Origin of the sequence: Micromonospora sp. WMMD1128 (genome assembly GCF_027497235.1) — a bacterium.
Lineage (GTDB): Bacteria > Actinomycetota > Actinomycetes > Mycobacteriales > Micromonosporaceae > Micromonospora.
The window spans coordinates 2,432,703-2,447,204 of the sequence record NZ_CP114902.1 but is presented as its reverse complement, the minus strand read 5'-3'; the positions used below and the strand labels follow the sequence as shown (position 1 = coordinate 2,447,204).

The window sequence follows — 14,502 nt, the reverse complement described above, 5'->3', positions numbered from 1 at the left end:
CCCGCGCCCGCCGGCCCGTCCGGCCAGCGGGGACGTCCGCGAGCGGGCCGCCGCTCCGGCCGCACGGCCGAACTGTGGCACTCCCGACGCCGGCCGGCGGCATGGCGGGTACGCCGTCGGGGCAAGACCCACCCGGAGGGCTGATTGGGCACGACCCGAGACGGTGAGGGAGACTCAGGCGATGACCGGCGCTGGCACCGACCCGCGGGCACGTGCCGACGTGTTCGCCGTCGACGGTGAGATCGGCCCGGACCTGGCCCGGGTCGACTGGTCGGCCCACCCGCTGGGGCAGCCCGGCGACTGGCCGCAGAGCCTGCGCACGGCCGTACGGATCCTGCTGTCCTCCCGCTTCCCCATGTGGATGGCCTGGGGGCCCGAGCTGACCTTCTTCTGCAACGCCGCCTACCGGCGCGACACGCTGGGCCGCAAATATCCGTGGGCGCTGGGCCGACCGGCGAACGAGGTGTGGGCGGAGATCTGGGACGACATCGGCCCGCGCATCGACACCGTGCTGCGCACCGGCGAGGCGACCTGGGACGAGGGGCTGCTGTTGTTCCTGGAGCGCTCCGACTACCGTGAGGAGACCTACCACACGTTCTCCTACAGCCCGCTGCGCGACGACGACGGCGCCCTGGTCGGGATGCTCTGCGTGGTGAGCGAGGAGACCGAGCGGGTGATCGGCGAGCGGCGGATGGCCACGCTGCGGGACCTCGGCTCGGACCCGAGCGTGATCCGCACCGAGCAGGAGACGCTCGCCTTCGCCGGCCGCCAGTTGGCGCGTAACCCGCAGGATCTGCCGTTCACGCTGACGTACCTGTTCGGCGACGACGGCGACGCGCGACTGGCGGAGGCGACAGGCGTCGCCGCCGACCACCCGGCGGCCCCGGCGACGCTGTCGTCGGACGACCCCGGGGCGCTCTGGCCGGCCCGGGCCCTGACCGAGGGCGAGTCGGTCCGGGTGCCGCTCGACGGCGACGCGTTCGCCGGCCTGCCGACGGGCGGCTGGCCGGACCCGCCGACCGAGGCGCTGCTGGTGCCGCTGCGCCAGCAGGGCGGCACGCCGTACGGCTTCCTGGTGGCCGGGCTCAACCGCTACCGGGCCCTCGACGACGGCTACCGCGGGTTCGTGGAGCTGACCGCCGGGCACGTGGCGACCGGGATCGCCAGCGCCCGCAGCTACCAGGCCCAGCAGCGGCGGGCCGAGGAACTCGCCGAGCTGGACCGGGCCAAGACCGCGTTCTTCTCCAACATCAGCCACGAGTTCCGCACCCCACTCACGCTGATCATGGGCCCGGTGGACGAGCTGCGCGGCCGGCTGCGGGACGCCGACGGGCCGGTCCGCGAGGAGCTGGAGGCGATCCGCCGCAACGGGCTGCGCCTGGGCAAGCTGGTCAACAGCCTGCTCGACTTCTCCCGCATCGAAGCCGGCCGGATGCAGGCCCGCTACCAGCCGGTGGACCTGGCCGCGGTGACCGCGGACCTGGCCAGCGCCTTCCGCTCCGCGATCGAACGCGCCGGCCTGGCGTTCGAGGTCGACTGCCCGCCCCTGCCCCAGCCGGTGCACATCGACCCGGCCATGTGGGAGAAGGTGGTGCTCAACCTGCTCAGCAACGCGTTGAAGTTCACCTTCGACGGCGCCGTACGGGTGGTGTTGCGCGCCGAGGACGGGCAGGCCGTGCTGCGGGTCGTCGACACCGGCATCGGCGTCGCCGAGGACGAGATGCCCCGGCTGTTCGAGCGGTTCCACCGGATCGAGAACGCCCGGGCCCGCTCCGACGAGGGCAGCGGGATCGGCCTGGCGCTGGTCAAGGAGCTGATCGGCCTGCACGGCGGCACGATCAGCGCCACCAGCGCGCCCGGTCGCGGCACGGAGTTCACGGTCCGGCTGCCGTTCGGCGCCGCCCACCTGCCCGGCGACGCGATCACCCCGGCCGCCCCGGGTCGGCCGACGGTGTCCGCCGAGCCGTTCGTGCAGGAGGCGCTGCGCTGGCTGCCCGACGACCCGACCGCCGAGATGGTCCCGGCGGACCCGCCGCCGGTCGACGGGCCGACACCGGCGATGCCCGGGCAGGCGCCGGCCCGGGTCCTGATCGCCGACGACAACGCCGACATGCGGGAATATCTCACCCGCCTGCTGCGCTCCGCCGGCCACCGGGTGCAGGCCGTGGCGGACGGGCAGGCCGCGCTCGACGCCGCCCGTACCAACACGCCCGACCTGGTGGTCAGCGACGTGATGATGCCCCGGCTCGACGGCCTGCAACTGGTGTCGGCGTTGCGCGCCGAGACCCGGACGGCCGGCACCCCGGTGCTGCTGCTGTCCGCCCGCGCCGGGCAGGAGGCCGCGATCGAGGGGCTGGAGGCCGGCGCCGACGACTACCTGGTCAAGCCGTTCCCGGCCGCCGAGCTGCTGGCCCGGGTGCGGGCGAACGTGGAGCTGGCCCGGCTGCGCAACCACCACGCCCGCTGGCGCACCGCGCTCGTCGACTCGTTGCAGGAGGCGTTTTTCGTCTGCGACTCCGACGGCTCGGTCGTCGAGATCAACGCGGCGTTCACCGACATCCTCGGCTACGGCCCCGAGGGTCTTCCGTACCGGCCGGTGCAGCCGTGGTGGCCGGACCCGGACGCCGAGCCCGAGGCGCACCGTCAGGTGTCCGCCGCGTTCTCGGAGTTGATCGGCCAGCCCCGGGGCAGCTACACCATCCCGGTGACCCACCGCAACGGGCACCGGCTCTGGACCGCGGCGGCGTTCAACCAGGTCGACGACCCGGACACCGGGCGCCGGGTGATCGTGGGGACGTTCCGCGACGTGACCGCCGAGCACTACGCCGTGCAACGCGAGACCGCCCTGGCCGGGCTGAGCGTGCGCCTGTCCCGGGCGGACGACCTGGCCGACGCCCTGCACGGGGCGCTGGACGAGATGCGCAAGCTGTGGCGGGCCGCCGGCGTGGTGACCGCCGTCTTCGGTGACGCCGCCGTGCCCGAGGTCCTCGCCACCGACCCCGCGCTGCGCTGGGAGTCGCTGCCCGACGAGCGCCGGCAGGCGCTGCTCGCGCTGCGGGACACGCCGCTGCTGACTCCGGTGGCGACCCGGGCGCAGGGCGCCGGCATCGCGGTGGAGCACCCGTACGGCACCATGGGGCTCTGGATCGACCTGGGTGAGAAGCGGCCCTTCACCGAGCAGGACCAGACGTTGCTGGCGCTTCTCGCCGGCCACCTCGGTCAGGGCCTGCACCGCGTGCACCAGATCGACCAGCAGCGCGAGACGGCGCTGGCGCTGCAACGGGCGATCCTCGGACCGGCCCGGTTGCCGGCCGGCTTCGCCGTGCGCTACTCCCCCGCCACGCTGCCGCTCAAGGTCGGCGGCGACTGGTACGACACGGTCGAGTTGCCCGACGGGCGGATCGGCATCGTGGTCGGCGACTGTGTCGGCCACGGCCTCCGGGCCGCCACCGTGATGGGGCAGTTGCGCAGCGCCTGTCGGGCGCTGCTGCTCCAGGACGCCAGCCCCGCCCCGACGCTGATGGCTCTGGACCGGTTCGCCGCCCTGCTGCCGGGCGCGCAGTGCGCCACCGTCTTCTGCGGTGTCCTCGACCCGGCCACCGGGCTGCTGCGCTACTCCAGCGCCGGGCACCCACCGGCCATCGTGGTGCACGCCGACGGCACGCCCCGGTTCCTCGACCAGGGTCGGTCCCGGCCGCTCGCGGTGCGTACCGGGCGGGAACGCCCGGAGGCCGAGACGGTCGTGCCGGCCCGGGCCACGCTCATGCTCTACACCGACGGTCTCGTCGAGCGCCGACGCCAGCCGCTGACCGCCGGCATCGACCGGGCCACCACCGCGATCCAGGAGGGTCGGAGCATCCCGGTCGAGGCCCTGGCCACCGAGGTGATGGAGCGGCTCACCCCGGCGGGCGGGTACGACGACGACGTGGCCCTGCTCCTCTACCGTCATCCGGGTCCGCTGGAGTTGGACTTCCCCGCCGAGTCGACCCGTCTGGCCGAGGTCCGCACCGCGCTGCGCGGGTGGCTGGACCGGTGCGGGCTGGCGCCGGCGTACTCCTACAACGTACTGGTGGCCGCCGGGGAGGCGTGCGCCAACGCGATCGAGCACGGCCACCGGGACAGCCCCGGCGGCCGGATCCGGCTGCGCGCCGCCGCCACCGCCGACGCGCTGCGGCTGAGCGTGACCGACAGCGGGCACTGGCGGGAGCAGAACCGGCCCGCCGACCCGAGTCGCGGTCGGGGGCTGGCGCTCATGCGTGCTCTCATGGACAGCATCACCGTGACGCCGGGAGCCACCGGCACGACCGTCGACATGCAGGCAAGGATCATCCGATGAGCACGGCCCTGAAGCTCACCACAAGCAGCGGTCCCGATGGCGCGCGCGTGCTGATCGCGGTCGGCGAGATCGACCTGAGCAACGCGGCTTCCTTCGCCGCCGCGCTCGACGACGCCCTACGGCCCGACGGGAAGCCCCTGGTGGTGGACCTGACCGAGGTCGAATATCTGGACAGCGCCGGCCTGGCCGTGCTGTTCCCGCACGCCGAGCGCATCGCGCTCGTCGCCGGCCCGTTGCTGGAGCCGCTGCTCACCATCTCCGGGCTCGCGGACCTGACGACCGTGCGGAGTCGCTGACGCGTCGACGAGCCCGATTCCGATGCTTTTAGGATCGTCGATGTTAACGTTAACCACGATGGTCCAGCTCACCGGTGAGACATAAGATGTATGACCGGGCTTTTCCCTCAATCCATCATTGACGTTACCTGCTGGAAACGCTTAACGTCTGATGTCTGAGACACCACCACCGTGTTCTGGAGGGATCCCCATGTCCCGTCCGCACTACCCCCGTCGCTCGATTCTGACCGCCCTCGGCGCGAGCGGCGCCGCGATCGCCGTCGGCGGCGTCCTCCGCCCCGGGTCCGCCGCCGCCGCCATCCCCGGCCCGTCCTCCTACGCCGAGACCTGGGCGTCGGTCGGCCAACACCCGGCCGCGCCGGAATGGTTCCAGGACGCCAAGTTCGGCGTCTACTTCCACTGGGGCGCGTTCAGCGTTCCGGCGTACGCCAACGAGTGGTACCCGCGCAACATGTACAACAACGGCTCGAACGAGAACAACCACCACAAAGCCGTCTACGGCGACCCGTCCGCCTGGCCGTACCACAACTTCATCAACGGAGCCCGCGACAAGGCCGGCAACCTCGTCCAGTTCGCCCCGAAGCTGAAGTCCGCCGGTGGCAACTTCGACCCGAACGAGTGGGCGCAGTTGTTCGCCGATGCCGGGGCGCGCTTCGCCGGCCCGGTGGCCGAGCACCACGACGGCTTCTCCATGTGGAACAGCCAGGTCAACGAGTGGAACTCGGTGGCCAAGGGCCCCCGCCTCGACCTGCTCCGCCTGCACACCGACGCGATCCGCGCGCGTGGCCTCAAGGTCATGGTCGCCATGCACCACGCGTACAACTTCACCGGGTTCTACCAGTGGGCGCCGCAACAGTCCGACGCCAGCCTGCGCAAGCTCTACGGGCAGCTCGGCACCGCCGCGCAGGAGCAGCTCTGGTACGACAAGCTGCGCGAGGTCATCGACCAGGCCCAGCCGGACATGATCTGGCAGGACTTCAACCTCACCCGGATCAGCGAGGCGCAGCGGCTGCGGTTCCTGGCCTACTACTACAACCGGGCGGTGGCGTGGGACAAGGAGGTCGTCGCCACCTACAAGGACGGCCTGGACCTCGGCGGCACGGTCTTCGACTACGAGCGCGGCGGTCCCGCCGCCCTGCGCCAGCCCTACTGGCTCACCGACGACAGCATCAGCAGCTCCAGTTGGTGCTACACGGTGGGGATCGGCTACTACTCGCTCCACCAGATGCTGCACTCGCTGCTCGACCGGGTGAGCAAGAACGGCAACATGGTGCTCAACATCGCGCCGATGGCCGACGGCACCATCCCCGCCGGGCAGCGCACCGTCCTGCTCGGCATCGGCGACTACCTGGCCCGCTTCGGCGAGTCCGTCTACGCCACCCGGGCCTGGACCACGTACGGCGAGGGCCCGACCCAGATGGGCGGCGGATCGTTCAGCACGCCGCGGGCCGGCACCGCCCAGGACATCCGGTTCACCCGCAGCAAGGACAACCGGGTGCTGTACGCCACCGTGCTCGGCTGGCCGGGCAGCACGGTCACCATCACCACGCTCGCCTCGAACCGGATCGACCTGAGCAGCCTGGCCGGCGTGCAACTGCTCGGGTCCACCGCCGGCAGCTACGTCAACCTGCCCACCCGGAGCCAGGACACCGGCGGCCTGCGGATCACCCTGCCCTCGGCCGCGGCGCCGTTCAGCGCGCCCGCGTACGTGCTCAAGCTGACCTTCAACGGCCCGATCCCGGCGTTGGGCGGCGGCAGCACGACCACCTGGCGGCGGATCACCAACGTGACGAACGGCCTCGCGCTGGACAGCGGCGGCAACGTCGCCTCCGGGTCCACGCTCAAGCAGTGGAGCTGGGACGGCAGCCCCAACCTTCAGTGGCAGCTCGTCGACCTGGGCACCGGCTACCACCGGATCGTCAACCGGACCAACGGCATGGTCGTCGACGGCTTCGGCCGCACCGGCAACGGCGTCGCCGCCGCACAGGCGCCGTGGAACGGCGGCAACACCCAACAGTGGCAGCTCACCGACCAGGGCAACGGGCGGTACCGGATCGCCAACCGGGCGACCGGCCTGGTGCTCGACGGTGGCGGCCAGGTCGCCTCCGGGTCCCCGGTCAAGCAGTGGACCTGGGACGGCAGCGCCAACCTGCAGTGGACGATCACCGCCGTCTGAACCGCGTGACGACTCCCCCGGAGGATGGAGGCAGCACCATGACCCGTAGGGCTCTCCTGAGCGCGGGCCTGACACTGATGCTCGCCGCGTCGGTCGTGTCCGCGGCCGGCTGCGGTGACCGCACGACCGGCGACGGATCGGACGGCTCCCGTCCCCTCGTCGGCGTCGACTACCCGCGCTCCGACACCGACTTCTGGAACTCGTACATCAGATATGTGCCGCAGTTCGGTGCCGAGCTGAGGGTTGAGCTGAAGACCACCAACTCGCAGAACGACATCGCGAACCTCATCTCCAACGCCCAGACGTTCATGAGCCAGGGCGTCCGGGGCGTGGTGATGGCGCCGCAGGACACCGCCGCCATCGCGCCGACGCTGAGCCAGCTGGAGAGCAAGAAGATCCCGGTGGTCACCATCGACACCCGGCCGGACACCGGCAAGGTCTTCATGGTCGTCCGCGCCGACAACCGCGCCTACGGCACCCGGGCCTGCCAGTTCCTCGGCACCAAGCTCGGTGGCAAGGGCAAGGTCGTGATGCTCCAGGGCGGCCTCGACTCGATCAACGGTCGGGACCGCACCGAGGCGTTCGGCGAGTGCATGCGCAAGGACTTCCCGGGCATCACCGTGTTCGGCGAGGCCACCGACTGGAAGGCCGACGTGGCCGCGACGAAGTTGCAGACCCGGTTCGCCTCCGACCCGGACGTCAGGGGCGTCTACATGCAGTCGTCGTTCGCGCTGTCGGGCACGCTCCAGATCCTCAAGCAGCGGGGCCTCCAGGTGCCGCCGACCGACCCGAAGCACGTCTTCGTCGTCTCCAACGACGGCATCCCGGAGGAGCTGACGAACATCGGCAAGGGGCTGATCGACGCCACCGTCAGCCAGCCGGCCGACCTGTACGCGAAGTACGGGCTGGAGTACGTGCGGGCGGCGATCGAGGGAAAGACGTTCCAGCCCGGCCCCACCGACCACGACAGCACCATCATCCAGGTCCGGGACGGGCTGCTGGAGGACCAGCTCCCGGCGCCGCTCGTGACGCTCGACGGCGCCCCGGTCGGGGGTCAGCCCACGCTGAAGTTCGACGACCGGTCACTGTGGGGCAACCAGGCATGAACGCCGACCCGCGGACTCTCGACGACGGGCCGGTAGGCGAGCGCCGGCCCGTCGTCGAGGCGGTACGCGTCACCAAGCGCTTCGGCTCGACTGTCGCCCTGTCCGACGCGGGCATCGTGGTCCGGGCCGGTGAGACGCACGCGCTGGTCGGGCGGAACGGGGCCGGCAAGTCGACGCTCGTCGGCATCCTCACCGGGTTGCAGGCCCCGGACGGTGGGGCGGTGGCGTTCGACGGCCGCCCCGCGCCGCCGCTCGGTGACCGCGACGCCTGGCGGCGGCGGGTGGCCTGCGTCTACCAGAAGTCCACCATCATCCCCACGCTCACCGTCGCGGAGAACCTGTTCCTCAACCGGCACGCGCGGGGCCGGGACGGGCTGATCCGCTGGTCGCGCCTGCGCCGCGAGGCGGAGCGGACGCTCGCGGCGTGGTCGGTCGAGGTGGACGTCCGCAGGCCCGCCTCGACCCTGTCGGTGGAGCAACGGCAGTTCGTGGAGATCGCCCGGGCGCTCTCCTTCGGCGCCCGGTTCATCATCCTCGACGAGCCGACCGCGCAGCTCGACGCCGCGGGCATCAGCCGGCTGTTCACCCGGATCCGGGACCTGCGCGCGCAGGGGGTCACGTTCCTGTTCATCAGCCACCACCTCCAGGAGATCTACGACATCTGCGACCAGGTGACGGTCTTCCGCGACGCCCGGCACATCGTCACCGCGCCGGTCGCCGAGCTGAGCCGCCCGGCGCTGGTGGCGGCCATGACCGGCGAGGACGTGACGTTGCCCCGGGCGGACCACCGGCCGCTGCCGGCCGACGCGCCGGTGCGCCTGTCGGTGCGCGACCTGGTCACCGCCTCCGGCGTCGAGCTGTCGGTGCAGGCCCGGGCCGGCGAGGTGGTCGGTCTCGCCGGCGGCGGTGGCAGCGGCAAGGTCGAGGCCGCCGAGGCGATCGTCGGGCTGGCCCGGCGCGCGGGCGGGACGGTGCACGTCGACGGGCGCGCGGTGCGGCCGGGCAGTGTGCCCGACGCGCTCGCCGCCGGCGTCGGGTTGGTGCCGCAGGACCGGCACCGGGAGGGCCTGGTGCCGTCGCTGTCCATCGCGGAGAACGTCACCATGACCGTGCCGGACCGCATCGCCCGGCGTGGGCTGATCTCCCCCGAGCGGCGCGACGCGCTGGCCCGGCGGACCATCGCCGACCTGGCGGTCAAGGCGGGCGGGCCGCACGTCCCGGTCGCCGACCTGTCCGGCGGCAACCAGCAGAAGGTGGTCATGGGCCGGGCCCTGGCCAGCGAGCCGAAGGTGCTGGTCCTCATCACCCCGACCGCCGGGGTCGACGTGCGGTCCAAGCAGACGCTGCTCGGGGTGGTGGAGGGCGTACGCCGGCGCGGCGCGGCCGTGCTCGTCGTCTCCGACGAACTCGACGACCTGCGGATCTGTGATCGCGTGCTCGTCATGTTCCAGGGCCGGGTGGTCGGCGAGCTGGCGCACGACTGGAGCGACAACGACCTGGTAGCCGCCATGGAAGGGGTGGATCTCCACCATGTCTGAGACGCTGTCCGCCGCCACCCCGTCCCCGGCCCCGCCGGCGTCGCCACCGACGCCCTCGTCGCGGAGCCTGGCCGTCGCCCGGCTCCGCGACCTGGCCCTGGTGCCGGCGATCGTCGCGGTCGCGATCGTCGGGTGGGTCGTCAGCCCGGTCTTCCTCAGCCCCGACAACATCATCAACGTGCTGCAGAGCATGTCGGAGATCGCCATCGTGGTCCTCGCCCAGACGATCGTGCTGATCGCCGGCAAGATGGACCTGTCGTTGGAGTCCACCTTCGGCCTCGCGCCGGGCATCGCGGCCTGGCTGACCGTCGACCCGGCGCTCACCCGAGGGCTGGGGCTGGATCTGCTGCCCGGCGCCTGGGCGGTGCCGGTGGTCCTGCTCGTCGGCGCGTTCGTCGGCGCGTTCAACGGGCTGCTCATCGTGCGCTTCGGGCTGAACGGGTTCGTCGTCACGCTGGGCATGCTCATCGTCCTGCGCGGCCTGCTCACCGGCATCTCCGGCGGGCAGACCTTCTTCGCGCTGCCGGAGTCGATGACGTACCTCGGCTCCACCACCTGGCTCGGGGTGCCGGCGTCCATCTGGGTGTCGCTGCTGCTGTTCGCCGCCGGAGTGGTCGTCCTCGGCTTCACCCGCGCCGGTCGGGCGCTCTACGCGATCGGCGGCAACACCGATGCGGCCCGGGCCGCGGGCATCCGCACCGACCGGGTGCTGTGGATCGCCCTGATCGTGGCGAGTGTCCTCGCCGCGCTGGCCGGTCTGCTGATCAGCGGTCGACTCGCGGCGGTGCCGGCCGCCCAGGGCAGTGGCGCGATCTTCCAGGTCTTCGCCGCCGCGGTGATCGGCGGTGTCAGCCTCAACGGCGGCCGGGGCAGCGTCTTCGGCGCCTTCACCGGCGTCCTGCTGCTCTTCATGATCATAAATGTGCTGACCCTGGCCGGGGTGCCCGCGCAGTGGACCAACTTCCTCAACGGCACCGTCATCCTGGTGGCCCTGGTGGTCTCCCGCATCACCGGTGGCAAGGCACAGACCTGAGACCGTCCGACCCCAGGAGACCCGTTGAGCGAGCGCATCACGTCCGTAGAAGCCATCGACGTACGGTTCCCGACGTCCCGCCAGCGCGACGGGTCGGACGCGATGAACCCCTTCCCCGACTACTCGGCCGCCTACCTGCTCCTGCGCACCTCGGCCGGCGACGAGGGGCACGGCCTGGTGTTCACCGTCGGGCGGGGCACCGAGCTCGTGGTCGCGGCGCTGCGGTCACTCGCGCCGATGGTGGTCGGTGAGCCGGTCGACCGGCTCCTCGCCGACCCCGGCGCGCTCGCCCGCCGGCTCGTCGGCGACAGCCAGATGCGCTGGCTGGGCCCGGAGAAGGGGGTCGTGCACATGGCCGCCGGCGGCCTGGTCAACGCGGTGTGGGATCTCGCCGCCCGGCGCGCCGGCAAGCCACTGTGGCGGCTGCTCGCCGACCTCACCCCGGAACAGGTGGTGGCGCAGGTCGACTTCCGCTACCTGCGCGACGCCCTCACCGAGGAGGACGCGCTGGGGCTGCTCCGGGCCGCCCGGGACGGACGCGCCGAGCGGGAGCGCCTGCTGCTGTCCGAGGGCTACCCGGCCTACACCACCACACCGGGCTGGCTCGGTTACGACGACGACAAGCTGGCCCGGCTCTGCAAGGAGGCGGTCGACGCCGGATTCCGCCTGATCAAGCTCAAGGTCGGCGCCGACCTCGGCGAGGACGTCCGCCGCCTGGGCATCGCCCGGCAGACCGTCGGGCCGGACATCCGCATCGCGGTCGACGCCAACCAGGTCTGGGGCGTGCCGGAGGCGATCCGGTGGATGCGCGCGCTCGCGCCGTTCGACCCGTACTGGATCGAGGAGCCGACCTCGCCCGACGACGTGCTCGGGCACGCCGCCGTCCGCACCGCCCTGGCGCCGGTGAAGGTCGCCACCGGCGAGCACGCGCACAACGCGGTGATGTTCAAGCAGTTGTTGCAGGCCGGCGCCGTCGACGTGGTGCAGATCGACGCCTGCCGGGTCGCCGGCGTCAACGAGAACCTGGCGATCCTGCTGCTCGCCGCGAAGTTCGGGGCGCCGGTCTGCCCGCACGCCGGCGGGGTGGGGCTGTGCGAGTTGGTGCAGCACCTGGCCATGTTCGACTTCCTCGCGCTCAGCGGCAGCACCGAGGACCGGGCCATCGAGTACGTCGACCACCTGCACGAGCACTTCGCCGACCCGGTGGTCGTCCGGGACGGCCGCTACCACGCGCCCCGGGCGCCGGGCATGAGCGCGGAGATGCTCGCCGCCTCGCGGGCCGCGTACCGGTTCCCCGACGGCGCACGGTGGGCCGCGGCGAAGGAGGCCCGCACGTGATCATCGACGCGCACCACCACCTGTGGCGGCCCGAGCACGGGTACGACTGGCTCGACGGGCCCGGGCTGGACGCCATCCGCCGTCCCTTCACCCCGGCGGACCTGACCGCCGAGCTGAGCGCGTCCGGCGTGGACGGCACCGTGCTTGTCGAGGGCGGCCGGTGCCACCGCGACGAGGTGCCCGAGTTCCTCGGGTACGCCGCCGACACGCCGCCGATCCTCGGCGTGGTGGCCTGGCTCGACGTCGCGGCCGACGACGTCGCGGCCACCGTCGCGCGCTACCGGGGGTTGCGCGGGGGCGAGTTCCTCGTCGGCGCGCGCTCCCAGGTGCAGGGAAAGGCGGACCCGGACTATCTGGACCGCCCCGAGGTGCTGCGGGGTCTCGCCGAGGTCGCCGCCGCCGACCTCGCGTTCGACCTGGTGATCCGCGCCGACCAGTTGCCGGCGGCGGCCCGGGCCGCGCGCGCGGTCCCCGGGCTGCGCCTCGTGCTCGACCACCTCGGCAAGCCCCGGATCGACCAGGGCGCGGCGGGACTGCGGAGCTGGCGCGACCCACTCGCCGCGCTCGCCGCGAACGCCAACGTCACCGCCAAGCTGTCCGGCCTGGTCACCGAGGCCACGCCGGGCTGGGCACCGGCCGACCTGGCGCCCTTCGTCGACGTCGCGGTGGACGAGTTCGGCCCGGATCGTCTGATGTTCGGCTCGGACTGGCCGGTCTGCCTGCTGCGGTCCGACTATCCGGGGGTGCGCCGGGCGTTGGAGAGCGCGCTGCCGCCGCTGCCGACCCGGCACCGCCAGGAGATCTTCGCCGGCACCGCCGTGCGGACCTACCGCCTGGGGTCACCGGCGTGACCACACGCCGCCGCGCCTCACTCGGCCGCCGCCTTGGCCGCCAGCACCGTACGCAACCACGCCTCGGAGGTGTTCACATGCAGCAGCGCGCTGGCCTGGGCGAGCAGTTGGTCCCGCGACCGCAGGGCGAGGTAGATCGCGTGGTGCTCGTCGATCGTCGTGTGCGCGGCGTTGGCCTCGATCAGACCGCGCCACACCCGGGCCCGCAGGGTGCGGCCGGACAACCCGTCCAGCAGCGAGGTGAGCGTCTCGTTGCCGGTCGACGCCACGACGGTGTGGTGGAAGGCGGTGTCGAAGGTGATCAGTTTCTCGGCGTCGCCGGCCGCCGCGCGCATGTCCTCCAGGATCCGGGCCAGCTCGTCGAGCCCGGCGTCGGTCATCCGCAGCGCCGCCATCCCGGTCGCCACCGGCTCCAACATCCGGCGTACCTCCATGACCTCCAGCAGCGTGTCGTCGCGCAGCAGCTCCACCGCGACGCCGAGGCCCTCCAGCAGCAGCCGGGGCGCGAGGCTCGTCACGTACGTCCCGTCGCCGCGGCGCACGTCGAGCACCCGGGCCGACTCGAGCACCTTCACCGCTTCCCGGACACCGCTGCGCGACAGGCCCATCTGCGCCGCCAACTGCGGCTCCGGTGGCAGCCGCGCGCCCGGGGGCAGCTCACCGCTGGAGATCATGCCGCGGATCCTCGCGATCGCGTCGTCGGTAAGTGCCATCCACGCCCCCTCCGGACCGGCTCGCCGTGCGCGGTAGCCCCGACCGCGTGCGGGGTGGCGAGCCTCGGCGACGCTCCCCACTATAGAGACGTCGGATCTTTGACCCGGTCGTGGCCGAAGGGAGCGTGATCGGCGTGCGGTACCGCCCCCTCGGCCGGACCGGCCTGGACGTGTCGATGCTCGGCTACGGCGCCTCGCCCCTCGGCGGGGTCTACGGCCGGATCGACGAGCGGGACGGCATCCGCGCCGTCCGTACCGCCCTCGACCTGGGCGTGAACATCATCGACGTCTCGCCCTACTACGGCGCCACGGTCGCCGAGACGGTGCTCGGCCGGGCGCTGCGCGGCGTCGACAGGTCCGGCTACGTCCTGGCCACGAAGGTCGGCCGGTACGGCGAGGCGGCGTTCGACTTCTCCGCCGCGCGCGTCACGGCGAGCGTCGAGGAGAGCCTGGCCCGGCTCGGCACCGACCACCTCGACCTGATCCAGTGCCACGACATCGAGTTCGGCGACCTCAACCAGGTCATCGCCGAGACGCTGCCGGCGCTGGAGAAGCTGCGCGAGGCGGGGAAGGTCCGCTTCCTCGGCGTCACCGGCTATCCGCTGGCCGCGCTCACCCGGGTCGCCGCGGCGACACCTGTGGACACCGTGCTGTCCTACTGCCGCTACACGCTGCTGGACCGCGCGCTCGCCGACAGCGCGCCCGGGTTCGCCGCCCTCGGCACGGCGGTGATGAACGCGTCGCCACTGGCGATGGGGCTGCTCTCGCGGCGGGGCGCGCCCGACTGGCACCCGGCGCCGCCACCGGTGCGGCGGGCCGCCGCGGCGGCGGCCGAGCTGTGCGCCCGCCGGGGCGTCGACATCGCCCAGGTGGCGCTGAGCTTCGCCGCCGCGCCGGCGGCCTTCGCCACCACCTTCGTCGGCACCGCGAGCGCCGGGAACATGGCCCGCAACGTGCGCTGGGCGCTCACCGAGACCGACCCCGACCTGCTCGACGAGATCGAGACGCTGCTGGCGCCGGTGCTCGGCTACGCCTGGACCAGCGGCCGGGACGAGAACAACCCTGCCACCGGAAGGGCGTGACGTGCGACGACCAGGCGACACCGAGGAGGCGGC

Annotated in this window: 10 protein-coding genes; 9 read left to right on the top strand and 1 reads right to left on the bottom strand. The window is 72.6% G+C overall.

The window, feature by feature from the left end; translation table 11 throughout:
- Nucleotides 1-181 precede the first annotated feature (181 nt).
- The 8 genes from O7602_RS11265 (at nt 182) to O7602_RS11230 (ending at nt 12,674) form a co-directional block, all read left to right on the top strand.
- Nucleotides 182-4,336: a SpoIIE family protein phosphatase gene (locus tag O7602_RS11265; protein WP_281588529.1), complete on the top strand. Its 4,155-nt coding sequence runs from the start codon at nt 182-184 to the stop codon at nt 4,334-4,336.
- Nucleotides 4,333-4,632, top strand: coding sequence for an STAS domain-containing protein (locus O7602_RS11260; protein WP_281588528.1), 300 nt, complete (start codon nt 4,333-4,335; stop codon nt 4,630-4,632). The genes O7602_RS11265 and O7602_RS11260 overlap by 4 nt, the downstream gene beginning before the upstream one ends.
- Nucleotides 4,633-4,822: 190 nt before the next feature.
- Nucleotides 4,823-6,808, top strand: a complete 1,986-nt coding sequence (locus O7602_RS11255; RefSeq protein ID WP_281588526.1) for an alpha-L-fucosidase — start codon at nt 4,823-4,825, stop codon at nt 6,806-6,808.
- A 38-nt stretch (nt 6,809-6,846) separates the two neighbouring features.
- Nucleotides 6,847-7,914, top strand: a complete 1,068-nt coding sequence (locus O7602_RS11250) for a sugar ABC transporter substrate-binding protein (RefSeq protein WP_281588524.1) — start codon at nt 6,847-6,849, stop codon at nt 7,912-7,914.
- Entirely contained in the window at nt 7,911-9,452 is a 1,542-nt protein-coding gene (locus O7602_RS11245) for a sugar ABC transporter ATP-binding protein (protein ID WP_281588522.1), read from the top strand. Before O7602_RS11250 ends, O7602_RS11245 begins: the two co-directional genes overlap by 4 nt.
- Complete coding sequence (locus O7602_RS11240; protein ID WP_281588520.1) at nt 9,445-10,485, top strand: ABC transporter permease; 1,041 nt, start codon at nt 9,445-9,447, stop codon at nt 10,483-10,485. The genes O7602_RS11245 and O7602_RS11240 overlap by 8 nt, the downstream gene beginning before the upstream one ends.
- Nucleotides 10,486-10,509: 24 nt before the next feature.
- Nucleotides 10,510-11,823: an enolase C-terminal domain-like protein gene (locus O7602_RS11235; RefSeq protein ID WP_281588518.1), complete on the top strand. Its 1,314-nt coding sequence runs from the start codon at nt 10,510-10,512 to the stop codon at nt 11,821-11,823.
- Nucleotides 11,820-12,674, top strand: coding sequence for an amidohydrolase family protein (locus O7602_RS11230; protein WP_281588515.1), 855 nt, complete (start codon nt 11,820-11,822; stop codon nt 12,672-12,674). The genes O7602_RS11235 and O7602_RS11230 overlap by 4 nt, the downstream gene beginning before the upstream one ends.
- A gap of 17 nt (nt 12,675-12,691) precedes the next feature.
- On the opposite strand, the gene O7602_RS11225 is transcribed toward O7602_RS11230, so the two are convergent.
- Complete coding sequence (locus O7602_RS11225; RefSeq protein WP_281588513.1) at nt 12,692-13,387, bottom strand: FadR/GntR family transcriptional regulator; 696 nt, start codon at nt 13,385-13,387, stop codon at nt 12,692-12,694.
- 134 nt (nt 13,388-13,521) lie between these two features.
- Here O7602_RS11225 and O7602_RS11220 point away from each other — a divergent pair, with 134 nt between their 5' ends.
- A complete protein-coding gene (locus tag O7602_RS11220) occupies nt 13,522-14,469 on the top strand; it encodes an aldo/keto reductase (RefSeq protein ID WP_281588511.1) in 948 nt (315 codons plus the stop codon).
- Nucleotides 14,470-14,502: the final 33 nt, after the last annotated feature.

Excerpts from the sequence above, each read along its gene's own strand:
- O7602_RS11225 (WP_281588513.1), bottom strand. The coding sequence starts at position 13,387 with ATGGCACTTACCGACGACGCGATCGCGAGGATCCGCGGCATGATCTCC.
- O7602_RS11255 (WP_281588526.1), top strand. The coding sequence starts at position 4,823 with ATGTCCCGTCCGCACTACCCCCGTCGCTCGATTCTGACCGCCCTCGGC.
- O7602_RS11240 (WP_281588520.1), top strand. The coding sequence starts at position 9,445 with ATGTCTGAGACGCTGTCCGCCGCCACCCCGTCCCCGGCCCCGCCGGCG.
- O7602_RS11245 (WP_281588522.1), top strand. The coding sequence starts at position 7,911 with ATGAACGCCGACCCGCGGACTCTCGACGACGGGCCGGTAGGCGAGCGC.
- O7602_RS11265 (WP_281588529.1), top strand. The coding sequence starts at position 182 with ATGACCGGCGCTGGCACCGACCCGCGGGCACGTGCCGACGTGTTCGCC.
- O7602_RS11260 (WP_281588528.1), top strand. The coding sequence starts at position 4,333 with ATGAGCACGGCCCTGAAGCTCACCACAAGCAGCGGTCCCGATGGCGCG.
- O7602_RS11250 (WP_281588524.1), top strand. The coding sequence starts at position 6,847 with ATGACCCGTAGGGCTCTCCTGAGCGCGGGCCTGACACTGATGCTCGCC.